The sequence below is a fragment of the Streptomyces sp. NPDC041796 genome, from assembly GCF_055590785.1.
This window is the reverse complement of the sequence record NZ_JBVJAH010000010.1, coordinates 127,890-151,098: the sequence shown is the minus strand read 5'-3', so window position 1 is coordinate 151,098 and position 23,209 is coordinate 127,890. Positions and strand designations below refer to the sequence as shown.

The window sequence follows — 23,209 nt, the reverse complement described above, 5'->3', positions numbered from 1 at the left end:
CATTCCGCGGTGTGCGCCCCCGCCCTCTTCTGTGATGTGGACGCTCTTGCAAGTCGTTCGCAAAAGGACCCATCATCGAAGCCGTTCCTGTCCGCCTGTCCGAAAGCGGTCCCCGCATGCATGTCCCCGACGGATTCATCAACGCGCCGGTCTCCGCGGCCGCCGGTCTCGTCGCCGCCGGCGCCGTCGCGGCCGGCCTGCGAGGGGCGCGGCGGGAGCTGGACGAGAGGACCGCGCCGCTCGCCGGGCTGGTCGCGGCGTTCATCTTCGCCGTGCAGATGCTGAACTTCCCGGTGGCGGCCGGAACCAGCGGCCACCTCCTCGGCGGCGCGCTCGCCGCGATACTCGTCGGGCCCCACACGGGGGTGCTGTGCATCGCGGTGGTCCTGCTGATGCAGGGCGTCCTGTTCGCGGACGGCGGGCTCACCGCGCTCGGCGTCAACATCACCGTCATGGGCGCGGTCACCGTCCTGGTGGCGTACGGGCTCTTCCGCGGCCTGGTGAAGGTCCTGCCGCGCACCCGCCGGTCGGTGACCGTCGCGTCGTTCGTCGCCTCGCTGGTGTCCGTACCGGCCGCGGCCGCCGCGTTCACGGCGATCTACGCGATCGGCGGCACCACCGACGTACCCCTTCCCAAGGTCCTCACCGCCATGGTGGGCGTGCACGTCCTGATCGGCATCGGCGAGGCGGTGATCACCACGGCGACCGTCGGCGCCGTCATCGCCGTCCGGCCCGACCTGGTGTACGGGGCACGCGGCCTGACCGCGCCGCTCAAGCTGCGGGTGGGCGGCGAGCTGGTCGACGCGGCCCCGGCGCCCGTGGCACCGGTCGCCGCGCGGTCCACCACGAAGGTCTGGGCCACCGGCCTCGCCGCCGCGCTCGTCCTGGCCGGATTCGTCTCCTTCTACGCCTCCGCGAGCCCCGACGGCCTGGAGAAGGTCGCCGCCGACCAGGGCATCGACAAGAAGGTCGAGGAGCACGCCACCGCCGACTCGCCGCTCGCCGACTACGGCGTCAGCGGCCTCACCGACGCCCGCCTGTCCGGGGGGCTGGCGGGCACCATCGGCGTGGGTGCGACGGTCCTGGCCGGCACGGGCGTCTTCTGGGCGGTACGCCGACGCCGTACGGACGACGTCCGTACGGAGGAAACCGTCTGACATGGGCGCCGGTCACGCGCACAAGCTCTACCGGCACGGGCACTCGCCCGTGCACCGGCTGCCACCGCACTGCAAGCTCGCCGCCGTCTTCTGCTTCGTCGTGGTCGTCGTCTCCACGCCCCGCGAGGCGGTGTGGGCCTTCGCCGCCTACGCCGTGCTCCTCGGCGCGGTCGCGGCGGTGGCGCGGGTGTCGCCGGGCTTCGTGCTGCGGCGCCTGGTGATCGAGGTGCCGTTCGTCGCGTTCGCGTTCCTCATGCCGTTCGTCGTGCCGGGCGAGCAGACCCAGGTCCTCGGCGTCTCCGTCTCGGTGCCCGGCCTGTGGGACGCCTGGAACGTGCTGGCCAAGGGCACCCTGGGCGTGGCCGCGTCCGTGCTGCTCGCCGCCACCACCGAGCTGCGCGCCCTGCTGCTGGGCCTGCAGCGGCTGAAACTGCCGCCCCTCCTCGTCCAGATCGCCTCGTTCATGATCCGGTACGGCGACGTCATCACCGACGAGATGCGGCGCATGTCGATCGCCCGGCGCTCGCGCGGCTTCGAGGCGAGGGGCGTACGGCACTGGGGGGTGCTCGCGAAGTCGGCGGGCGCCCTGTTCATCCGCTCCTACGAGCGCGGCGAGCGCGTCCACCTGGCGATGGTGAGCCGTGGGTACGCCGGAACCATGCCGGTCTTCGAGGAGGCCACCGCGTCCCGGGCGCAGTGGTCCTCGGCCGCCGCCCTCCCGCTCACCGCCCTGCTCATCTGTCTCCTGGGATGGACCCTATGAGTCTCAGTTTCGTTCCGTCGCTCGACGTCCGCGGCCTCGCGTACGCCTACCCCGACGGCCACCAGGCGCTGTTCGGTGTCGACCTGACCGTCGAGCGTGGTGAACGGGTCGCGCTGCTCGGCCCCAACGGCGCCGGGAAGACCACCCTGGTGCTCCACCTCAACGGCATCCTCACCGGCGGCGCCGGGACGGTGACCGTCGCCGGGCTGCCCGTCGCCAAGGCCAACCTTGCGGAGATCCGCCGCCGCGTCGGCATCGTCTTCCAGGACCCGGACGACCAGCTGTTCATGCCGACCGTCCGCGAGGACGTCGCCTTCGGCCCGGCGGCGGCAGGGCTGCGCGGGCCCGAGCTGGAGGCGGTCGTGCACAAGGCCCTCGCCCGGGTCGGCATGGAGGGTTACGCCGACCGGCCCCCGCACCACCTGTCCTTCGGCCAGCGGCGGCGGGTCGCGGTGGCGACCGTCCTCGCGATGGAGCCCGAGATCCTCGTCCTCGACGAGCCCTCGTCCAACCTCGACCCCGCCTCGCGCCGCGAACTCGCCGACATCCTCCGCTCGCTGGACGTCACCGTCCTGATGGTCACCCACGACCTGCCGTACGCCCTCGAACTGTGCCCGCGCGCGGTGGTGCTCAGCGAGGGCGTCATCACGGCGGACGGCCCCACCGGTGATCTCCTCGCGGACGAGGACCTGATGCGCGGGCACCGCCTGGAGCTGCCCTTCGGTTTCGACCCCACCGCAAGGCCCACCCGGAAGCCGGTCACGCGGTAGCGCGTTGCACCATGGGGTGAACGATCGGGTGAGGAGCGTGGGAGCGGTGGACGTCGAGGGCATCCAGGGCACGGTGCAGGCGGGTTTCGAGCCGGTCAGGGACGCGTTCCTGCGCAACTTCCAGCAGCGGGGCGAGCGGGGCGCGGCGGTGGCCGTCTACCGGGACGGCCGCAAGGTCGTCGACCTGTGGGCGGGCACGCGTGACGTGGACGGCACCGCCCCGTGGGCCGTGGACACCGCCCAGGTGGTCCGCTCGGCCACGAAGGGCGTCGCCGCCGCCGTACCGCTGCTGCTGCACCAGCGCGGGCAGCTCGACCTGGACGCCCCGGTCGGCACGTACTGGCCGGAGTTCAAGGCGGCGGGCAAGGAACGGGCGCTGGTGCGCCACCTGCTGTCGCACCAGGCGGGCGTCCCGGCCCTGGACCGCCCGCTGACCCTCGCGGAGGCCACCGACCTCACCGTGGCGTCGGACGCCGTCGCCGCCCAGGCCCCCGCGTGGGAGCCGGGCACCGACCACGGCTACCACGCGCACACCTACGGTTTCCTGCTGAGCGCCCTCGTCCAGCGCGTCACCGGCCGCTCCATGGGCCGCTGGGTCGCCGAGGAGATCGCCCGCCCGCTCGGCCTCGACCTGTGGGTCGGCCTCCCGGACGACGAGGCCCACCGGGTCGGCCGCATCGGACCGGTCGAGGAACCGGCGGACGGCGGGGCGCTCAGGCTCCGCCCCAAGCGCTCGGTCGCCGACGCCTACGCCGACCCCGGCTCGCTCACCCGCCGCGCCTTCGGCGTCATCGACCCGGCCCCCGACGAGAACGACCCGGCCTACCGCGCCGCCGAACTCCCCGCCTCCGCGGGCATATCCACCGCCCGCGCCCTCGCCCGCTTCTACGCGGCGACGCTCGGACCCGTGGACGGGCACCGCCTGTTCGCACCGGCCACCCTCGCGATGGCCCGCACCGACGAGTCCGTCGGCCCCGACCGGATCCTGGTGGTCGGCACCCGCTTCGGCCTCGGCTACATGCTGCACGGGCCGGCGTCCCCGCTGCTCGGTCCCGGCTCCTTCGGTCACCCCGGCCGGGGCGGCTCGCTCGGCTTCGCCGACCCGGAGTCGGGCATCGCCCTGGGGTACGTCACCAACGGCATGCGCAAGGGCGTCACGGCGGACCCCCGGGCCCAGGCGCTGGTGCGGGCGGTCAAGTCGGCTGTCGCGTAGACCTCTGTCGCGTGGGCGTCACCGCACCGGCGTCTGCTGACCCGTCAGCAGACCGAGCAGGTGGTCCATCTCGCCGCGCCAGATGCGGTGCACGTTCATCCGCGTCGGCTGCTGCTGCCCCGGCAGCAGGACGCGGAAGGAGCTCCACACGGCGTTGCGCCGCACGTCGCCGATCATCGCGCCCACCTGGGCGTGGGGCAGCGCGAACGCTATCTCCCGCGGGCGGTTGCTCATCCGGCTCGCCTTGTGGAAGACGACCGCCTGCTCGGTCACGGTGATGAAGTAGTAGGTCAGGAACGCCTGCCCGATCAGTCCCAGCATGCTCATCAGCCAGACACTGGGCCCCGCGACGGCCTGGATGGTGACGATCGGCCGGTCGGTCGGATTGGCCTCGGCCAGGGCCTGGGCCACTTGCTGCTGGATGGTCGCCTTCTTGATGGCCATGGGCCCTCCCCTGGATGCGGAATGCATGCCCCCGCTTCTCGGGGGCACCGCAGGATACCCAGGCCCGGGCGGGGCGGTTCCTCCGGTCACACCCGGCCCGGACTCCGGCGGTCCGCGCCCGCCCCGGACCTCACCGCTGCTCCGCCCGCTCCGTCCGGCGCGGCGCCCCGGTCGTGGCCGCCACCGCGCCGAGGAGCCACAGGGCCACGGCCACGGCGGCGGCCGACGCGTTGGCTCCGGGCTGGAGGGACCAGGCCCACGGTTCGGGAGTGTTGTCGAACCGCACGCCCAGCAGGAGCGTGGGGCCCAGCATGCCCAGGGGGAGCAACCAGGACAGGCCGCTGCCGAAGAGGCGGGCGCTGACCATGGCCAGACCGAGGTACCCGACGACATTGCGCACGGACGCGCCGAACACCGCGCCGGTCGCGCCGCCCAGCAGCGGGAGGGCGCTCAGGGCGACGGCCAGGCCGAGCAGCACGGTCAGGTGGACGGCGCGGTAACGGCGCATCGGCTGGGCGGCGGTCCGTTCCAGATCGCTCATGGGCGAGAACAGGGTCGTGCCGAGGACCACCGCGTACGCCACCGGCGCGATCTCGGCGACCGGGACACTGAAGTCGACGAGGTAGCGGAACTCCGGTACGGCGACGCGCTGCTGCGCCAGCAGGGCCGTCGCCGAGGCGATGACCGTGCCGATGGCGGCGGCACGCGGCAGGCCGCGGCTGCGTGCGTAGGCGAGGGCGGCGTTCACGGGCGGGGCCCGGGCGCCCGCGGGAGCGCGGGGACGGGGCGGCAGGCCCGGATGTGGTCGGCCGAAGCCTCGATCCAGCGGTCCTGTTCGGCGCGCGGGGCGGTGGTGACGCGTTCGAGGGCCGCGCCGAAATCGTCCCCGTAGTACTCGACGGGCGCACCGAGCCGGTGACGCACCACGGCCTCGAAGAGGAAGGTGTCCGGGTACCCGCCGGTCTCCTTCAGCAGGTGGGGCTCGCACTCCGACGGAGGCTGGGGCAGCGAGGCCGTGAACATGGCGTCGGTCAGCTCCTCCTCGCTCATGTCGGGGGACGTCAGCGGCAGTTCGGCGGTATGCCCCCGTGGAAGCTCCAGGCCCGTGGCGTAGAAGCCGCGGTTGAAGCCCGACAGGGTGCCCAGGCCCGTGTCGACGTGCCGGACGGCGGCCTTGGCTCGGGGCAGCAGGTGGCGGTCCTCCGGCCACAGGCAGGCCGTCGTACGGCCACTGGTGGCGCAGGCCGCCTGGGCGGGCTGCGCCTTGCGCACGGCCCAGTACGAGTCCGGTACCGGGGTGCGGAAGGCGACGAGCGTGCCGCCGGCCGTCAGGGCGACGAGCCCGAGCGCCACGAGGGGCAGCGGCCGGGGCCGCACGGTGGCGCTCCGCCACAGCGCCGGAAGGGCCGGCAGCACCAGTCCCAGCGCCAGGCACCACGCCATGGCGACCAGCATGCGCGTCGTGTTCGGCTCGAACAGGGTGTCCCAGTGCTCGTCGACCGCGGGGAAGAGCTTGTTGAGCGGACTCGTCGGTACGAACGCGAGGGCGACGAAGAGGCCGTACCAGAGGACTCCGGCGAAGGGCGCGCAGACCCGGGACGGCAGGGCGGTGCCCAAAGCCACGCCCACGCCGGTCTGGAGGGCAAGCATCGAGGCGCCGAGCAGCAGGGGCGTCCAGACCGGTCCGCCGACCTCGCTCACCTGGGCCGTCCGTGCGAACGCCACGGCGACGAGGACAGCGTAGGCGATCAGGGACCACAGCCAGGCGGCGAGCCACAGCACGAGCGACTGCGTCCAGCCGCTGCGGGCGGCCGTGTCGGACCAGGTCCGAACCTGGTGGCGGTAGGCGCGCCCGGCGGCCCACGCGGCGGCGCTGCTCATCAGCGAGCCCATCACGATGACCCCGAAGAGCTGGACCCGCAGGCTGGTCTGCGTCCACCAGCCGATCCAGTCGCTCTGGGCGGGGCTTTCGGACAGGAAGTAGTAGCAGCCGATCGCGCCCATGAGCCCGGCGACCCACTTGGCCTCGCCGCGGCGCATCTCGGTCAGCAGTACGCGCATCAGCTCGTCACCGCTTCCGACCCGGCCAGATGGAGATATCCGGCCTCCACGGACGCTCCGCCCACTTCGGGGCTCTCCCCGGGCAGGGCGCACAGCTCGGCGACCGTACCGGTGAAGCGGACCTTTCCCTGGAGGAGGACGGACACCCGGTCGCACACGTGCGCCACGTCCTCGGCCAGGTGCGTGCTCATCACGACGGCGCACCGTTCGCCCAGGCCCTGGATGAGGGTGCGGAAACCGACGCGCTGCGCGGGGTCGAGCCCGACCGTCGGCTCGTCGAGGAGGACGAGGGCCGGCTCGTTGACCATGGCCTGGGCGATGCCCACCCGCCGGAGCATCCCGCCGGACAGCGCCCCCATTTTCCGGTCCGCGTACTGCTCCATCTCCACCAGGCGCAGAGCCTCACGAGCCCGCTGGCGGCGCCGGGCCGACGGCACCTTGCGCAGCCAGGCCGCGTACTCGGTGAACTCCAGCACGGTGAAGGCGGGATAGAAGCCGAAGGACTGCGGCAGTACCCCGATACGCTGCCGCAGCCGCCGCACGGCGGCTCCGTTCGGTGCCTGCTCGCCGAGGACGGTGAGCGTGCCGGACCCGGGTCTGCGGGCCGTGCTCAGTACGGACAACAGGGTGCTCTTCCCCGCCCCGTTGGGCCCCAGGAGGCCGGTGACCCCTGCGGAGAACGCGAGTGTGACGTCATCGAGGGCGGTCGTCGAGCCGTAACGGATCGAAACGCCGGTGACCGCCGCCACCGGCTCGGTGCCGGTGGCGGCGGTGCTGTTGCGAGGTGACACGGTTTTCCTGATCAGTTCTGGGCGTTCACGTAACCGGTCGCGCGGCTCCCGGGAATGCCCGCCCAGGTGGCCTTGGTGTAGTACTTGCTGCCGGTGCTGGTGTCCTTGTAGGCACCGCAGCCGTAGCCGGAGCGGTAGCTCCGCGACGTGCTGGCGATCTGCGGGTCGGGGCGGAAGCTCCGGTCCTCGTAAATGTAGGCGCTGAACGTCCGCGTGTCGTTGACCGGCACATCGCCACAGGCCTTGGCGTGGCCGCTTCCGGCGCCCCGCCAGCGGTCGCCGTCCTCACGGCTTCCCGCGGTGGCGACGCTGAAGGGCAGTCGGCTGCCGCTGATCTCGGCAGCCACAGCACTCACGGCGGGCACGCCGACGGCCAGTGCCGTCAGCGTACCGACGAGCGCGCGCGTACGCCGCTTGGTCATGGTGGCACGCATGCAATCCCCCTTTGGATGAAGCGAGTTGGTCGTCAATCACGCTATGCGACACCGGCCGGGAGCGCAGATAATTAGATCAAGTGTGCGACTGATCACAGCGTGCGGGAGGTGCCCGTCGAACGCGGACGCGCGGGTCGCCGCGACGGCTCACCCCACGTGCAGCATCAGCCCGATGCCCACCACCATCACGCCCGCCGCCGCGATCCTGGGGGCGCCGAAGCGTTCCTTGAAGAACAGGGCGCCGATGGCCGCGCCGACGATGATGGACGATTCGCGCAGGGCGGCGATCGGCGCCAGCGGCGCGCGGGTCTGCGCCCAGAGCACCAGCGCGTAGGCCGAGATGGCGAGCGCCGCGCCGAGGACCCCGAGGGCCGCGTGCGGGCGGAGCTGGGCGGCCAGGGCGGTGCCGCGGCGGTGGAGGGTGTACGCCGGGATCGCGAGGCCCTGGAGGGCCATCAGCCACGCGATGTAGCCGAGCGGGGTGCCCGAGGCGCGGACGCCGACGCCGTCCACCACCGTGTAGCCGGCGATCACCAGGCCGGTGGCGAGGGCGGCGAGTATCGCGGGCCAGTGGGGACGGCCACCCGCGCCGCGGATGCCCCACAGCGCCAGGCCCACCAGGCCCGCGCAGGCGACCGCCACACCGGTGAGCTGCCGGCCGTCGGGGAGCTCGTCGACGAGCACGGCCGCGAGGAGGGTGACGACCAGCGGGGCCGTGCCCCGCGCGATCGGGTACATCTGCCCGAAGTCGCCGAGCGTGAACGAACGCATCAGCAGGGCCATGTAACCGATGTGCAGGACCGCGGACAGCAACAGGTACGGCCAGGCGGCGGCGGCCGGCAGCGGGGTGAAGCAGGCCATGACCGCGCCGAACAGCGCCCCGCCACCGGATATGAGCGTGAAGGACAGCAACTGGTCCCGGATGTGGTGGGCCATCGCGTTCCAGCCGGCGTGGGTCACCGCCGCCAGCAGTACGGCGGCGGCCACCAGCGGCGTCACGCCGGGCGCTCGCGCACGTCGACCAGGGTGCCCCCCGCGTGGGCGATCAGCGCCCCGGGGGCGAGCGGGAACACCGTGTGCGGCGTCCCGGCCGCCGCCCACACCACGTCGTGGTCGAGCAGCCCCCGGTCGGCCAGCACCCGTGTGCGTGTCACGTGCCCGAAAGGCGGCACTCCGCCGATCGCGTAACCCGTCGTCTCCCGTACGAGGTCCGCGTCCGCCCGCGTCACGGCGCCGGCGCCCAGCTCCTGCCGTACCCGCTCGACGTCGACCCGCGACGAGCCGTCCATCAGGACCAGGACCGGTACCCCGTCCGCGGCGAAGACCAGTGACTTGACGATCTCGGACGGGTCGCAGCCGATCGCGGCGGCGGCCTGGGCGGCGGTGCGGGTGGCGTCGGGGAAGCGGCGGACCTCGACGTCGTGCAGACCGAGTGCGCTCAGGGCCTCGGCGAAACGGGGGTGGGCGAGTGAAGCGCTCATGGCCCGCACGCTAGCGGTAGCTGTACGGGCCATGCGAGCGGGTTACCGGGCGTTCAGCACGGAGGCCACGAGCGGTCCCGCCGCGTCCCCGCCGTGGCCGCCGGACTGGACGACCGCGGCGGCCGCGAGGTCACCGGCGAAGGCGGCGAACCAGCTGTTGGGGTCCGCCTGGTCACCGACCTCGGCCGAGCCGGTCTTGGCGCCCTTGTCCCCGCCGACCCCGGCCATGGCCCGGGCGGCCGTCCCGCTGGTCGCCGTGGCGCGCATCATCTCGCGCAGTTGCTGGGCCGCGGCGGGCTCCAGGCTCCGGGAGGCGGTGGCGACCGGCCGGTCGTCCAGGCCGCGCGGCACGATGACCGGCTGTTTGAAGCTGCCGTGCTTCGCGGTCGCGGTGATCGACGCGACGTTGAGGACGTTCATCTGGATGGTGCCCTGCCCGATGTACTGGGCGGCCGCCTCCCCGCCCGTCGCCTCCGGCACGGAACCGTCCTCGGTGGCGACGCCCGTCTGCCAGTTCAGGCCGATGCCGAAGACGTCCCTGGCCGTCCTGCCCAGCGCCGCGTCGTCGCCGACGTCGTCGATCAGCTTGATGAAGGCCGTGTTGCAGGACCTCTTGAAGCTCTCCTTGAAGGTGCTTCCCTCCGGGAGGTCGAAGTGGTCCAGGTTGTGGAAGGTCCGGCCCTGGTACATCACGTCCTTCGGGCAGGGGGCCGGGCGGTCCGCGCTCACCAGGCCCTTCTCCAGCAGCATGGCCGCCGTCACGATTTTCATCGTCGAGCCGGGCGCCTGCCGGCCCTTGAACGCCGCGTTGAACGCGTCCTTGCGGTTGTTGGCGACCGCCCGTATCTCCCCGGTGCTCGGCTTGACGGCCACGACCGACGACTCGGCGTACCGTTTCACCGCCCGCTCGGCCGCCGCCTGCACGTCCGCGTCCAGCGTCGTCCGCAACTTGCCCGGCACGCCCTTGGCGAGCGTCAGCAGCGTCTGGTCCGCCCCGCCCTCGTCCGTGGCCTCGATCCACGTCTCGATGCCGGGCTTCCCGCCCGCGTCGGAGCCGTACTTCTCGCGCAGCTGGTCGAGGACCGGCACGAGCGACGGGTACTTCTCCGCCGTCAGCTCCACCCCGTTGCGGTCGACGGCCTCGAGCGGCGGGTTGGGTGCCTCGCCCGTGCGCAGCACGGACTGGCCGGTCAGCTTCGGGTGGATCACCGACGGCTGCCAGTCGACCAGCGGCTTGCCGGTGGTGACACCCCGGACGACGGTGAGCTCCGAGGCGTACCGCAGAGGCTTGGACCGCCCCTCGTACGTCACCGTCGCGTCGACCGTGAACGGCACCTTCGAACCCACCGGCGTACCCGGGGTGATGACCGCCTTCGACACATGGGCCTTCTCCCGGAAGCCCGCGACGGCCGGGGTGGCGGTGCCGGCGTCATTGGTCAGGTCCCCGGCCGTCGCGTGGTCCCCCTTCGCCCACGCCGCGAGGAAGTCCCCGGCCGTCCGCTCGACCTCCTCGGCGGTCACCGGCCCGCTGCCCGCCTTCAACGGCGCCGCGGCCGACGTGGTGGTGCCGTCCGCCCCGCCCGTGATCCCGTTCCAGAGGTTGTACGCCCCGTACCCCACACCACCCGCCACGACGGTGAACACCCCGCCGACGATGGCGACCTTCGCTCCACTGCGCATCGTGCAGTCCCCCTCCCCAGGAGCCCGCTTGAACACGTTCAAGCGCGTAACTGGAGTCACCCTACGGGACGGTACTGACGCCACGGGGCGGTTGTTACCCGACCGGAACGTGGGGGAGGTCACTGCGCCCGGGCGGGTACCGCGCGTGGCGGAGGCGGGAGTTGAGAGTGGCGAACCCTGGCGAAAAGCGTGCGCGGTCGTATGCGGTCCCGGCGGACCGGTAAGTTGCCGGACGTCCGATTGTGTCTCTCCTCCGAACGCCTGCCGACTGCCGGCAGGTCCCAACGCCGTTGGGAAGGCCGAGAGACGGGAGACCGGACGAGATGGTGCGATCGACGAGGCGGAGGCGCGGCACACGGCGGCGGCGGTCCGACTGGGTGCAATTGGCGGCTCTGTTCCTCACCACGGTCACTGCCATCGCGGGATGCGTCGAACGTTGGGGATGACGCATGAGGGGTGAGCCGGACGGCTGGTCAGGGTGAGTGAGCCCGACCGCTGCATGCTCGGCCGGACCCACCCTGTCCCGCGCACCGGCCTGGTTCCGGGGTGCCACCCGGAACCAGGCCTTTCGCGCGTGCGCGGGGAGTCCGCGGCGCCGGGCGATCCCGCCGCCCGACGTCACTGGAGAGATAACCGCAAGTCAGCGGGATCCCTCAAGCATGGCCGAGCGATCCAGGAGCGGATTGCCCCGGTTTCGGTGGCGAAACGGCCTTGCGACGTGGTGGCGTATCGGGGTGGCGAAATCTGAAGGCGCAGTTGGCGGGCGCGCGGGGGTGGCGAAACCTGGCGTATGGGCATCCACGCCGTAGTCGAGTTCATCGACAGCCAGACCGAAGATCTCGCCCGGTCGAAGCCCGCATCCTGCCCCGGCGTCCACAGCGGCCTGGTAGCGCCGGAGAGGGCAGCGCGTACGCCGAAGACCTGTCTGCCGTCCACGGGACGACGCGCGGCGTGCCCGGCCTCGGTAGCTGCACCGTGCGGGCGCGGCACGGGTTCTCGCTGAGGAGCCCGTCGTCCACCGCCGCGCTCGGCGCCGCGGAGACTGTGCCGATGATGCGGCGGTGCGGCTCCGCCGGCACGGTGGCCTCCAGCGCGGCGATCCAGGCTCGGATGCGCTCCGGCTCGAAGGAGCCGAGCGGGCGGGGAGCCGATGTGGGGATAGGCGTGCAGACGGAGACGACGCTACGCGGCCTCGCGGCTGTTGATCTTGCCCGTGTGCGTCTTGCCCCCTCGTTCCGCGTACTGCCGGAACGTGGTCCGCGCGGCGCGCGGGTCGATGTACTGGCCGCGCGCGGCCTGGCCGTCCAGCTCGACGGTGATCGTCGTGTCCGACACGTGCACGGTCTGACCTGCGTAGGGACGGCCGAGGGCGCTCACCCTCGCCGGGCAGCCGCCGCGCTCTCCTCCTCCTCTTGCCAGTACAGCACGAGGAAGAGCGCGAGGAGGAGATCGTCAGGCAGCAACTCACCCTCGCCGGGCAGCCGCACTCGATTGGGGCGTGTGCCGAGTCGGTCGTAGAAGATCTCGAGGGGGCCAATGGCACGCACACGGCTGCCGAGTCGGTCATATCTCAGTTCATGAGGGCCGATGCTCAGCAGGCGGGAGGCGAACTTGCTGTGTGTGCAGCTCCACTGGCCGACTTTGCGCGGCAGGTTGGCCCACCGACTGTAGGTGATCTCGGCGGCGCCCACGGCGCGCAGGCGTGAACCAAGTAGGTCGTATTCGAGTGTCCGTGGGCCGAGGGTGCGGGGTCGGCTGCCCAGCTGGTCGTAAGTGATCGGCACACCGCCGATTCCGCGCAAACGGTTTCCGAGCATGTCATAAGTCAGCTCGAAGTCCATGCGTTGCCTCACTTCCGGGAAGGGCGCCGCGCTGGTCGGTCTGGTGGTGCGGGGCGGACTCCACGAGCACACCCTGGCCGCCGGAGCGTTCAGCCCGTGACTGAGCCGCGAGCCACGAGGGTCAGCAGCTTCTCCGTAAGGCCAGATCCAGCTTCGCACTTCCGGCAAACCTTCGCAGCACGGCGATTTGGGCCCTCGCGGGCGGGCCACGGGCGGAGTTGTGCTCGACCTCTCCAGGGCGCATGCGGTGCCAGCGGAGCGGAGCATCAGCGTCCCGTACCGCTGGTGACCAGTGAGGACGTGTCCGGGAGGGGCGCCAGGCTTACAAAGCAGCGCTGAGCCCCGTAGCTTTGACCAGTCTCTGACCAGGTGTACCTGTGCTGGAGCCGGGCCGTCCCCGGGCCGTCCGAGGGGGCCAACGGCAGCCACCGGCAACCCACAACGACCACGAGGGCGCGGCCGGCCGCCGCGCCCTCGTGGTGTGTCTGCCCCGCTACACCCAGGTGTCCAGCCACATCCGGTCGCGCCAGTCGCCCATCGGGATCGACTCGCCCGTGTAGAGGGGCCAGAAGTAGATGAAGTTCCAGACGATGAGCAGCACCAGCACCCCCGCGCCGACCGCGCCGATCGTGCGTCGGCGTTCGGCCGCCTCGTTCGTGCCCGGGGGGCCCAGCATCGCGCCGATCATCATCGCCACCGCCAGGCACAGGAACGGCACGAAGACCACCGCGTAGAAGAGGAAGATGGTGCGCTCCTGGTAGTGGAACCACGGCACCCAGCCCGCCGCGATCGCGCAGGCGATCGCGCCCGCCCGCCAGTCGCGCCGGAAGAACCAGCGCCACAGGATGTACAGGACCGCGAAGCACGCCGCCCACCACAGCAGTGGGGTACCGATGGCCAGCACTTCGCGCGCGCACTTCTCCGTGGCGTTCGCCGGGCAGCCGTCCCGGCCGGCCGCCGGGTCCTCGTAGAAGTACGAGACGGGCCGGCCGAGGACGATCCAGCTCCACGGGTTCGACTCGTACGTGTGGCCCGACGTCAGGTTGACGTGGAAGCCGTAGACCTCGGACTCGTAGTGCCACAGGCTGCGCCACCAGTCGGGGAACAGCCACGACCACGAACTGCCCTTGCCCTCGGTGGCGGCCCAGTTCCGGAAGTAGCCCTTGTCCGTGAAGATCCAGCCCGACCACGACACGATGTACGTCACGATCGCCACCGGCACCGTCGAGACGAACGCGGGCAGCAGGTCCCGCTTCAGGACGCTCTCGTACGGCCGGAAGGCACCGGCGGTGCGGCGGGCGCCCACGTCCCACAGGACCGTCATCACCCCGAACGCGGCCATGATGTACAGGCCGTTCCACTTGGTGGCCGCCGCCAGGCCCAGCATCACGCCCGCCGCGATCCGCCACGGCCGCCACCCCAGGCGCAGCGTGCCGGCGATCCACGCGTCCGGCCGCAGCAGCCCGTCCTCGTCCACCGGCAGCGCGGCGGCGAGCCTCGACCGGGCCCGGTCCCGGTCCGCCAGCAGACACCCGAACGCGGCCAGGACGAAGAACATCAGCACCTGGTCGAGCAGCGCCGTGCGGCTCATCACGAAGTGCAGTCCGTCCACGGCCAGAAGCGCGCCCGCCAGGCAGCCCAGGAACGTGGACCGGAACAGCCGCCGCCCGATCCGGCACAGCATCAGCACCGACAGCGTGCCCAGCACCGCCACCATGAAGCGCCAGCCGAACGGGGTGAACCCGAAGAGGTGCTCACCCAGTCCGATGACCCACTTGCCGACCGGCGGGTGCACCACGTACCCCGGGTCCGTCGGGACGGCCACCGCGTCGGGGTTCTTCAGGATCGACGCGTCGACGTCCTTCGGCCACGACCCCTCGTACCCCTGGTTGATCAGCGCCCAGGCGTCCTTGGCGTAGTACGTCTCGTCGAATATCACCGCGTGGGGCTGCCCCAGGTTCCAGAACCGCAGCAGCCCCGCGACGAGCGCCACCAGCAGCGGCCCTCCCCACGCCGCCAGCCGCCACAGCCCCTCGGCCACCCCGGGCGGGGCGCCGAGCACCGTCCACACCCGGTCCGAGGGACGGGCGTACGGCGGCACCAACCGCTCGCGCAGGCCCGTCACCGGCCTCGGCACGTAGCCGAAACGGCGCAGGCGCTGCTGCCACGGAGGCGGCTCTTTCCCGGCGTCCTGCCCGTGCAGGGCCCTATGAGCAGTACTGGTCACCGCGCCATCGTAGGGAACGCGCCTGTGCGCGTCGCCCGTCCGGGCTGCGAGGATGACCCCTGTGACAGGAACGGTGACCGGAACGCTCGTACTCGCAGGGACCCCGATCGGAGACGTCGCGGACGCCCCGCCCCGCCTCGCCGCCGAGTTGGAGACGGCCGACATCGTCGCCGCGGAGGACACCCGGCGGCTGCGCCGGCTGACCCAGGCGCTCGGTGTGCACACCACAGGGCGGGTCGTGTCGTACTTCGAGGGCAACGAGTCCGCCCGGACACCCGAACTGGTCGAGGCCCTCGCGGGCGGCGCACGGGTGCTGCTGGTCACCGACGCGGGCATGCCGTCCGTCTCGGACCCCGGCTACCGGCTGGTCGCCGCCGCCGTCGAGCGGGACATCAAGGTCACCGCCGTACCCGGCCCGTCGGCCGTCCTGACCGCGCTCGCGCTGTCCGGGCTGCCCGTCGACCGGTTCTGCTTCGAGGGCTTCCTGCCCCGCAAGGCCGGCGAGCGCCTGTCCCGTCTCCGCGAGGTCGCCGCCGAGCGGCGCACGCTCGTCTACTTCGAGGCCCCGCACCGCCTCGACGACACGCTCGCCGCGATGGCCGAGGTGTTCGGCGCCGACCGGCGGGCCGCGGTCTGCCGGGAGCTGACCAAGACGTACGAGGAGGTCAAGCGCGGCGGCGTCGGCGAGCTGGCGGCGTGGGCGGCCGAAGGTGTACGCGGTGAGATCACCGTCGTCGTCGAGGGCGCCCCCGAGACCGGACCCGCCGAACTGGACGCGGCCGAGCTGGTGCGCCGGGTGCAGGTACGTGAGGAGGCGGGGGAGCGTCGCAAGGAAGCCATCGCCGCGGTCGCCGCCGAGGCGGGCCTGCCCAAGCGCGAGGTCTTCGACGCCGTCGTCGCCGCGAAGAACGCCTCTCGCGGGCGCTCGTCGGACGGTAAAGGACTATCGTAAGAGCAAAGACCAGACCGTGCGGCAGGCCTTTCGGCATAGGAAGCCCAAAAACCGGTCCAACATTCGGCAGGTGCCTACGCACTCCCGCCCGTAAAGGCGTCCACTGGTGCAGTGGAAAGGAGCTGGCATGAGCGAGACCACAAGCACTCCGGTCGGCCATGAGGCATACGCCTTCGCCTGCATGAACTGCGGGTACGGCTGGGAGCAGGCGTACGACATCGAGCACCACACCGACATCAGCGGCCATGAGTTCGTCGTCTACAAGGCGGACGGCCGCCGGGTGCCGTCACCGCTCTCCAACCCCACCTGCCTGAACTGCGGACGGCACCGCGTCCGGATCATGCGGGCCGGCCAGGTCTCCTCGGTGCTCGATCTGCTCGCCCAGCATCAGGCCGAGCCGTCGAAGGGCTCCGTCGGGTCCGCCGGGCCGTCCCTCGGCCAAGAGCGGACCGCGGCCGAGGCCGCGGAAGCGCCGCCGGCCAAGGAGCCGCACCACTGGCACCTGTCGGACCTGCTGCACGCCTTCCACCGCAAGTAGCGTCCGGCCTCTTCCGTACGATCGGGGCATGAGTTCCAAGGACGCCCCGCCGCCGCTGCCCGAGCCCCTCGGGGTGCCGGTCGCCGATTCCCACACCCACCTGGACATGCAGTCCGGCACCGTCGAGGAGGCCCTCGCCAGGGCCGCCGCCGTCGGCGTCGACACGGTGGTCCAGGTGGGTTGCGACCTCAAGGGCTCCCGCTGGGCCGCGGAGACGGCCGCCGCGCACCCCCAGGTGCACGCGGCGGTCGCCCTGCACCCCAACGAAGCCCCGCGGATCGTGTTCGGGGACCCCGACGGCTGGTCCCGGCAGGGCGCCCGCGAGGCCGGCGGCGACGCGGCGCTCGACGACGCGCTCGCCGAGATCGACCGGCTCGCCGCGCTGCCGGAGGTCAAGGCGGTCGGGGAGACCGGGCTCGACTTCTTCCGCACCGGCCCCGAGGGCACGGCCGCCCAGGAACGCTCCTTCCGGGCCCACATCGAGATCGCCAAGCGTCACGGAAAGGCGCTCGTCATCCACGACCGCGACGCCCACGACGACGTCCTGCGGATCCTCGCCGAGGAGGGCGCACCGGAGCGGACCGTCTTCCACTGCTACTCCGGCGACGCCGACATGGCGCGGATCTGCGCGGAGGCCGGGTACTTCATGTCCTTCGCCGGGAACGTCACCTTCAAGAACGCCCAGCCGCTGCGCGACGCGCTCGCCGTCGCCCCGCTGGAGCTGGTCCTCGTCGAGACCGACGCCCCGTTCCTGACGCCCGTGCCGTACCGCGGACGGCCCAACGCCCCGTATCTCGTTCCGATCACGGTCCGCGCGATGGCGCGGGTGCGGGGGATCGACGAGGAGGCCATGTCGACCGCGATCGCCGTCAACACCGCGCGTGCCTTTGATTACTGACCGATAACGGGCTCGTCGGCCGCTCAGCGTAGCGACGCGACACAGCGTAGTCGAATCGCTTTGGAGAGTGACTCCCCCTCCGCTAGGGTCCCGGCCTCGTGAGCAACTCCCAGGGCAGTCACCGCGCCGCCGCCCCGGTGGCGGCGGGGCACGAGGCGGGGTACGGGGTCGGGTACGAGGCGTGGGACCTGCCACGGACGTCGACCGCGCCCGGTTTCCCCCTGCCGACTCCGGCGCCCCCGGCCGCCCCGGCACCGGACGGCTCCGATTCTCCGGCCGACCCCTCGCCGGTCGCCGTCTACCGGGCGCTGCCACGCCAGGGCGCCGGAACCGGCGACGACCCGGGAGCCGGGGCCGGGTTCGGTCCGGGAGCGGGATACGGGGACGGAGCGGGATACGGGCCCGGAGCGGGATACGGGTACGAGGACGCGCCAGGCGCCTGGTACGGCGGAGGTACGGGAGCCGAGTACGGGCCGGGTGCCCGACGCGCTGCCGGGTCGGCCGGGCAGGGCGCCGGTCACGGGCCAGGCTCCGAGTTCTACGGGCAGGGCGCCGGATACGGGCAGGGCGCCGGGTACGGGCAGGGCGCCGGGTACGGGCCGGCCCCCGACCACTACGCGCAGGGCTCCGGGTACGGGCCGGGTTCCGGGGCCGGGTACGGGCCGGGTTCCGGCCACGGGCAGGGCGGGGGACACGGGCAGGAGCCCGGACACGGGGTCGATCCCGAGGCGCCCACCCTCACGGCCGTGGCCCCCGGCGGCCGCGCCCGGGCCCGCCGCGCCGCGCGCCGCCGCAGGGCGACCGGGACCGGTGGCCCCGAAGGGCTGCGGCGGCTGGTCCCGAAGGCCCTCGTCGTGGCGTTCCTCGCCGGCGGCACCAGCGCGTTCGTCGCCGACGACAAGGCCGTACGGCTCAGCGTCGACGGAGTGCCCCGCACCATGCACACCTTCGCCGACGACGTCTCCGAGCTCCTCGCCGACGAGGGCCTCGCCATCGGCGAGCACGACCTCGTCGCCCCCGGTCCCGGCCAGGCCCTCGCCAGCGGTGACGAGGTCGTCCTCCGCTACGGCCGCCCCGTCACCCTCACCCTCGACGGCCAGCGCCGCCAGATCTGGACCACGGCCCGGACCGTCGAGGAGGCGCTGCGCGCGCTCGGCGTCCGCGCCGAGGGCGCGTACCTGTCGGTCTCCCGCTCCGCCGCCATCTCGCGGCGCGGCCTCGCCCTCGACGTACGCACCGAACGCACCGTGACCTTCATGGCCGACGGGCGCGAGCGCACCATCCGCACCAACGCCGCCACCGTCCGCGAGGCCGTCGCACAGGCGGGGCTCACCCTCAGCGGCCGGGACACCACCTCCGTACCGCCCTCCAGCTTCCCGCGGGACGGACAGACGATCACCATCATGCGGATCACCGACACCAGGGAGGTCCGCGAGGAGCCCATCCCCTACGACGTCGAACGTGTCGAGGACCCCTCCCTCTACAAGGGCACCGAAGTCGTCGAACGACAGGGGCGGCAGGGTTCGCGCCGGGTGACGTACTCCCTGCGCACGGTCAACGGCGTCCAGCTCAGGCCCCGCAGGATCGCCGAGGAGGTCGTACGGGATCCGGTCGACCGGCGCGTGCTGGTCGGCACCAAGCCCCAGCCCACCTCCGTCGCCGGCGCCGACCACCTGAACTGGGGCGCCCTCGCCCAGTGCGAGTCCGGCGGCCGGCCCGACGCCGTGGACGCCTCCGGCACCTACGGCGGGCTGTACCAGTTCGACCCCGGCACCTGGCGCTCCCTCGGCGGCAGCGGCGTCGCCCAGGACGCCCCCGCGTCCGAACAGACATACCGGGCGAAGAAGCTCTACGTGCAGCGGGGGGCGAGCCCGTGGCCGCACTGCGGCCGTAGGCTGTATCGGTGAGCACCACTGATCCCGACGCCCTCCTCGGCCCCGCCGACATCCGTGAACTGGCCGCCGCGCTGGGTGTACGCCCCACCAAGCAGCGCGGCCAGAACTTCGTCATCGACGCCAACACCGTCCGGCGCATCGTCCGCACGGCGGAGGTCCGTCCCGAGGACGTCGTCGTGGAGGTCGGGCCCGGGCTCGGGTCGCTGACCCTGGCGCTGCTGGAGGCGGCGGACCGGGTGATCGCCGTCGAGATCGACGACGTTCTGGCGGGCGCCCTGCCCGCCACGATCGCCGCCCGCATGCCGGCGAAGAAGGACCGTTTCGCGCTCGTCCACTCCGACGCGATGCACGTCGAGGAGCTGCCCGGCCCGCCGCCGACCGCGCTCGTGGCGAACCTCCCGTACAACGTCGCCGTGCCCGTCCTGCTGCACATGCTCGACCGCTTCCCGACCATCGAGCGCACCCTCGTCATGGTCCAGGCCGAGGTCGCCGACCGGCTCGCGGCCCGGCCCGGCAACAAGGTCTACGGCGTCCCGTCGGTCAAGGCCAACTGGTACGCGGAGGTCAAGCGGGCCGGCGCCATCGGCCGCAACGTCTTCTGGCCCGCGCCCAACGTCGACTCGGGCCTGGTGTCCCTGGTCCGGCGCTCCGAGCCGCTGAGGACCACGGCGTCGAAGCGGGAGGTCTTCGCCGTCGTCGACGCCGCCTTCGCCCAGCGCCGCAAGACACTGCGCGCCGCCCTGGCAGGCTGGGCCGGCTCCCCGGCCGCCGCCGAGGCGGCACTGGTCGCCGCCGGCGTCTCGCCGCAGGCGCGGGGCGAGTCCCTCACCGTCGAAGAGTTCGCACGCATCGCGGAGGCCAAGTCAGCGTGACCGAGAGCATCACCGTACGAGTTCCGGCGAAGGTCAACGTCCAGCTCGCGGTCGGCGCGGCACGACCGGACGGCTTCCACGACCTGGCCAACGTCTTCCTCGCCGTCTCGCTGTACGACGAGGTGACGGTGACCCCCGCCGACGGGCTGCGGATCACCTGCTCGGGCCCCGACGCGGACCAGGTGCCGCTGGACACCACGAACCTCGCGGCCCGGGCGGCGATCGCCCTCGCCGCGCGGCACGGCATCTCCCCGGACGTCCACATCCACATCGCCAAGGACATCCCCGTCGCCGGTGGCATGGCGGGCGGCAGCGCGGACGGCGCGGGCGCGCTCCTCGCGTGCGACGCCCTGTGGGGCACGGGCGCGTCCCGCGACGAACTCCTCGACATCTGCGCCGAGCTCGGCAGCGACGTGCCGTTCAGCCTCGTCGGCGGGGCGGCTCTCGGCACCGGGCGCGGCGAACGGCTGACGCCGCTGGAGGTGGGCGGCACCTTCCACTGGGTGTTCGCGGTCGCGGACGGCGGCCTGTCGACGCCCGCGGTGTACGGGGAGTTCGACCGGCTCGTGGACGGCACGGACGTCCCCGCCCCGGCCGCCTCGCCCGCCCTGCTGGAGGCGCTGCGCACCGGTGACACCGCGCTGCTGGCCGGCGCCCTCGTCAACGACCTCCAGCCCGCCGCCCTCTCCCTGCGCCCGTCCCTCGCCGGCACGCTGGCCGCCGGCACCGCCGCGGGCGCCCTGGCGGGCCTGGTCTCCGGTTCCGGGCCGACGACCGCGTTCCTGGTCAAGGACGGGGAGGCGGCCCGCACGGTCGCCGACGCCCTGCTCGCCTCCGGCACCTGCCGCACCGCCCGGGTCGCGACCTCCCCGGCACCGGGAGCTACTCAGATCCGCACCTGAGTACGAGAGCGCTGATGACGGTACGGCCCCGTCCGGGACCGTACCGGCATGGCAATCAGCGTCGCGGAGCTAGCCGCCCGCACCCCCGACACCCGCGACCGGTACATCGACCTGCTGCGGGTCGCGTCCCTCGCGACCGTGGTGCTCGGCCACTGGCTGATGGCCGCCGTCACCGCCGACGGCTCCATCGGCAACCTGCTGGCCGTCGTCCCCGAGCTGCAACTGCTCACCTGGGGGCTTCAGATCATGCCGGTGTTCTTCTTCGTCGGGGGCTTCTCCCACGCCCTGTCGTACCGCTCGCGCCCCGGCTACGCCACGTTCCTGCGGTCCCGGCTGCAGCGCCTGCTCCGGCCGACGATGGTGTTCATCGGGGTGTGGACGGCCGCCGCGCTCGTCGTCCAACTGCTGGGCGGTGACGGCGGCCTGACCGGAGTGGCGCTGCGCCTGGTCGCCCAGCCGCTGTGGTTCATCGGCATCTACCTCGCGATGGTGGCGTTCACCCCGCCGCTGCTGAGGCTGCACGAGCGGTACGGGTGGGGCGCGTTCGGCGCGCTGGTCGCGGGCGCGGCCCTGGTGGACGTCCTGCGGTTCGCGGCTGGCGTGCCGTACGTCGAGTTCCTGAACTTCGCCTTCGTGTGGCTGGCCGTGCACCAGCTCGGCTTCCTGCGGGCGGACGGCCGCATCCGGATGCCGTCGCTGCTCGCCGTGACCGGCCTGGTGGGCGCGGCGGCCCTGGTGGCCCTGGGGCCGTACCCGCTGTCCATGGTCGGCATGCCGGGCGAGAAGGTCTCCAACATGGCGCCGCCGACGCTCGCCCTGCTGTGCCACGGCCTGTGGCTGGTCGGCGCGGTGGAACTGCTGCGGGCCCCGGGTGCGCGCCTGGCGGGGCGCCCCGCCGTGTGGCGGGCGGTCGTCGCGGCGAACGGCGTCGCCATGACGGCGTTCCTGTGGCACCTGACGGCGATGCTCGGCGTGTACGGCGCGATGCTCGCGCTGGACGTGCCGCTGCCGGAACCGGCGTCCGCCGCGTGGTGGGCGCAGGTGCCGGTGCGGCTGGCGGTCGCGGCGGCGGTGACGGCCCTGCTGGTCGCCGCGTTCCGGGCCTTCGAGCGGCCCGGGGCCCGCCCGTCCGCCGCGGGGGGCTCGTCACCCATGGCGGCGCTCGGCATCACGCTGTGCCTGCTCGGTGTGCTCGGCCTGTCGATGGTCGGCTTCGGCGGCCTGCTGGAGGGCCGCTCGGCACTCCTGATCGCCGTCCCCGTCACCGCCCCGGTCGCGGTCGGTATGGCCCTGGCGGGCTGGCTCCTGGTGGAACGCGCGGGCCGCACCCCGTCCTGACCGACGCCCCGTCGTGTCCGGCGCGTACGGAGGACGGGCCGTGCGCGCCCGGGCGGCGGCGCACCGCGGCGCCGAGCCGGACCGCCCCCACGGTGGCCCGGCCCGGGGGCGGCGGGTCCGGGAGAGGCCGCGTCGCGTGGGGGCACCGCCGGGCGGGGGACGTCCGCCGCCCGCCCGGCTCGCGCGGCCGGGCCGGGGCGGGCCGACCGTGAGGTGCGGCCGGGCCGGACTACGAGGGGCGGCCGGGTCAGCCCGACAGCGCGGTCGTACGCTTCGCCAGCTCGTACGCCGGGAGCATCGCCTTGTGCTCCTCGGCGTCCAGCCCGCCCAGGTGCACCACGACCACGCCGCGCGGCGTGGCGACGGCGTAGGCGCGTTCGGGCTTGGGCCCGTCGGTGAACTCGCTGCTGACCGTGAAGGTCACCTCGGTGGCCGGCAGCGTGCCCGCCTTCGTCTCCGTGTACGCGGCCTTCGAGGCGTTCTTCTCGGCGCCCACGAACCCCTCGAGCACCGTGCGCGGCGTCGCCTTGGCGTCGTCGCCCGTCCAGACACGGATGAAGCCGATGTTCCCGGCCGGCTTGGCGTCCACCTCGCAGACGACGGTGACCGGGCCCTGCTCGGCCAGCTCGGCGAAGTCAGGGTCCTCGGACACCGTCACCTTCTCGGCGGTCCACTTGGGCGCCGTCTCGAACGTCACGGGCAGCGGGCACGGTGTCCCCTTGCCGCCGATCGCGACGCCCTTCAGCGGCTCGGGCCCGCCCTCCGTCGCCGCGGTCGCGCCGGGTGCCTTGGCGGAGGGCTTCGCCTCCGGCGCCTCCGGCGGGGACGAGCACCCCGTCAGCACCGCTCCCGCCACCGCCGCCGCAGCGACGCCCCGCAGCATCCCGTACCGCCCCATGACCATCCCCACCCCTGTGCCTGACCGATCGATCGAACGCCGCACGCTAGCGCA

Annotated in this window: 23 protein-coding genes; 11 read left to right on the top strand and 12 right to left on the bottom strand. The window is 72.9% G+C overall.

What is annotated here, in order from left to right:
* Positions 1-116 precede the first annotated feature (116 nt).
* The 4 genes from ACZ6C1_RS21670 to ACZ6C1_RS21655 are packed head-to-tail and all read left to right on the top strand — an operon-like array spanning position 117 to position 3,903.
* Positions 117-1,157, top strand: coding sequence for an energy-coupling factor ABC transporter permease (locus ACZ6C1_RS21670; RefSeq protein WP_469242818.1), 1,041 nt, complete (start codon positions 117-119; stop codon positions 1,155-1,157).
* Between the two features lies 1 nt (position 1,158).
* Complete coding sequence (cbiQ, locus tag ACZ6C1_RS21665; RefSeq protein WP_469242817.1) at positions 1,159-1,920, top strand: cobalt ECF transporter T component CbiQ; 762 nt, start codon at positions 1,159-1,161, stop codon at positions 1,918-1,920.
* Entirely contained in the window at positions 1,908-2,690 is a 783-nt protein-coding gene (locus tag ACZ6C1_RS21660; RefSeq protein ID WP_469242816.1) for an energy-coupling factor ABC transporter ATP-binding protein, read from the top strand. The genes cbiQ and ACZ6C1_RS21660 overlap by 13 nt, the downstream gene beginning before the upstream one ends.
* 37 nt (positions 2,691-2,727) lie before the next feature.
* A complete protein-coding gene (locus ACZ6C1_RS21655) occupies positions 2,728-3,903 on the top strand; it encodes a serine hydrolase domain-containing protein (protein WP_469242815.1) in 1,176 nt (391 codons plus the stop codon).
* An 18-nt stretch (positions 3,904-3,921) separates the two neighbouring features.
* Here ACZ6C1_RS21655 and ACZ6C1_RS21650 read toward each other — a convergent pair whose 3' ends face one another.
* The 11 genes from ACZ6C1_RS21650 to ACZ6C1_RS21600 all read right to left on the bottom strand — a co-directional run bounded on the left by ACZ6C1_RS21650 (position 3,922) and on the right by ACZ6C1_RS21600 (position 14,862).
* A complete protein-coding gene (locus ACZ6C1_RS21650) occupies positions 3,922-4,347 on the bottom strand; it encodes a hypothetical protein (RefSeq protein WP_469242814.1) in 426 nt (141 codons plus the stop codon).
* A gap of 130 nt (positions 4,348-4,477) precedes the next feature.
* Complete coding sequence (locus ACZ6C1_RS21645; RefSeq protein ID WP_469242813.1) at positions 4,478-5,095, bottom strand: hypothetical protein; 618 nt, start codon at positions 5,093-5,095, stop codon at positions 4,478-4,480.
* Entirely contained in the window at positions 5,092-6,408 is a 1,317-nt protein-coding gene (locus tag ACZ6C1_RS21640; RefSeq protein WP_469242812.1) for a DUF7224 domain-containing protein, read from the bottom strand. Before ACZ6C1_RS21640 ends, ACZ6C1_RS21645 begins: the two co-directional genes overlap by 4 nt.
* The gene (locus tag ACZ6C1_RS21635; RefSeq protein ID WP_469242811.1) at positions 6,408-7,199 is read right to left on the bottom strand and encodes an ATP-binding cassette domain-containing protein; all 792 of its coding nucleotides are present in this window, start codon (positions 7,197-7,199) and stop codon (positions 6,408-6,410) included. The genes ACZ6C1_RS21640 and ACZ6C1_RS21635 overlap by 1 nt, the downstream gene beginning before the upstream one ends.
* Positions 7,200-7,210: 11 nt before the next feature.
* A complete protein-coding gene (locus ACZ6C1_RS21630) occupies positions 7,211-7,633 on the bottom strand; it encodes a hypothetical protein (protein ID WP_469242810.1) in 423 nt (140 codons plus the stop codon).
* Positions 7,634-7,780: 147 nt separating this feature from the next.
* Entirely contained in the window at positions 7,781-8,632 is an 852-nt protein-coding gene (locus ACZ6C1_RS21625) for an EamA family transporter (protein WP_469242809.1), read from the bottom strand.
* On the bottom strand, positions 8,629-9,147 hold the full coding sequence (locus ACZ6C1_RS21620; protein WP_469242808.1) for a YbaK/EbsC family protein: 519 nt from the start codon (positions 9,145-9,147) through the stop codon (positions 8,629-8,631). Before ACZ6C1_RS21620 ends, ACZ6C1_RS21625 begins: the two co-directional genes overlap by 4 nt.
* A gap of 9 nt (positions 9,148-9,156) precedes the next feature.
* Positions 9,157-10,794, bottom strand: a complete 1,638-nt coding sequence (locus ACZ6C1_RS21615; RefSeq protein ID WP_469242807.1) for a penicillin-binding transpeptidase domain-containing protein — start codon at positions 10,792-10,794, stop codon at positions 9,157-9,159.
* Between the two features lie 1,182 nt (positions 10,795-11,976).
* Positions 11,977-12,129, bottom strand: a complete 153-nt coding sequence (locus ACZ6C1_RS21610; RefSeq protein ID WP_469243002.1) for a hypothetical protein — start codon at positions 12,127-12,129, stop codon at positions 11,977-11,979.
* Between the two features lie 38 nt (positions 12,130-12,167).
* The gene (locus ACZ6C1_RS21605) at positions 12,168-12,635 is read right to left on the bottom strand and encodes a hypothetical protein (protein WP_469242806.1); all 468 of its coding nucleotides are present in this window, start codon (positions 12,633-12,635) and stop codon (positions 12,168-12,170) included.
* 493 nt (positions 12,636-13,128) lie between these two features.
* Positions 13,129-14,862, bottom strand: a complete 1,734-nt coding sequence (locus ACZ6C1_RS21600; RefSeq protein WP_469242805.1) for a dolichyl-phosphate-mannose--protein mannosyltransferase — start codon at positions 14,860-14,862, stop codon at positions 13,129-13,131.
* Between the two features lie 52 nt (positions 14,863-14,914).
* Between ACZ6C1_RS21600 and rsmI the strand changes: the two genes are divergently transcribed.
* The 7 genes from rsmI (at position 14,915) to ACZ6C1_RS21565 (ending at position 22,257) form a co-directional block, all read left to right on the top strand.
* On the top strand, positions 14,915-15,814 hold the full coding sequence (gene rsmI / locus ACZ6C1_RS21595) for a 16S rRNA (cytidine(1402)-2'-O)-methyltransferase (protein ID WP_469242804.1): 900 nt from the start codon (positions 14,915-14,917) through the stop codon (positions 15,812-15,814).
* A 127-nt stretch (positions 15,815-15,941) separates the two neighbouring features.
* The gene (locus tag ACZ6C1_RS21590) at positions 15,942-16,352 is read left to right on the top strand and encodes a hypothetical protein (RefSeq protein ID WP_469242803.1); all 411 of its coding nucleotides are present in this window, start codon (positions 15,942-15,944) and stop codon (positions 16,350-16,352) included.
* Positions 16,353-16,380: 28 nt separating this feature from the next.
* The gene (locus ACZ6C1_RS21585) at positions 16,381-17,250 is read left to right on the top strand and encodes a TatD family hydrolase (protein ID WP_469242802.1); all 870 of its coding nucleotides are present in this window, start codon (positions 16,381-16,383) and stop codon (positions 17,248-17,250) included.
* A 308-nt stretch (positions 17,251-17,558) separates the two neighbouring features.
* On the top strand, positions 17,559-19,157 hold the full coding sequence (locus ACZ6C1_RS21580) for a ubiquitin-like domain-containing protein (RefSeq protein WP_469242990.1): 1,599 nt from the start codon (positions 17,559-17,561) through the stop codon (positions 19,155-19,157).
* Entirely contained in the window at positions 19,154-20,017 is an 864-nt protein-coding gene (rsmA, locus tag ACZ6C1_RS21575; protein ID WP_469242801.1) for a 16S rRNA (adenine(1518)-N(6)/adenine(1519)-N(6))-dimethyltransferase RsmA, read from the top strand. Before ACZ6C1_RS21580 ends, rsmA begins: the two co-directional genes overlap by 4 nt.
* Complete coding sequence (locus ACZ6C1_RS21570; protein ID WP_469242800.1) at positions 20,014-20,919, top strand: 4-(cytidine 5'-diphospho)-2-C-methyl-D-erythritol kinase; 906 nt, start codon at positions 20,014-20,016, stop codon at positions 20,917-20,919. The genes rsmA and ACZ6C1_RS21570 overlap by 4 nt, the downstream gene beginning before the upstream one ends.
* A 48-nt stretch (positions 20,920-20,967) precedes the next feature.
* Complete coding sequence (locus ACZ6C1_RS21565; protein WP_469242799.1) at positions 20,968-22,257, top strand: acyltransferase family protein; 1,290 nt, start codon at positions 20,968-20,970, stop codon at positions 22,255-22,257.
* A 247-nt stretch (positions 22,258-22,504) separates the two neighbouring features.
* Here ACZ6C1_RS21565 and ACZ6C1_RS21560 read toward each other — a convergent pair whose 3' ends face one another.
* Entirely contained in the window at positions 22,505-23,161 is a 657-nt protein-coding gene (locus ACZ6C1_RS21560; protein ID WP_469242798.1) for a lipoprotein, read from the bottom strand.
* Positions 23,162-23,209: the final 48 nt, after the last annotated feature.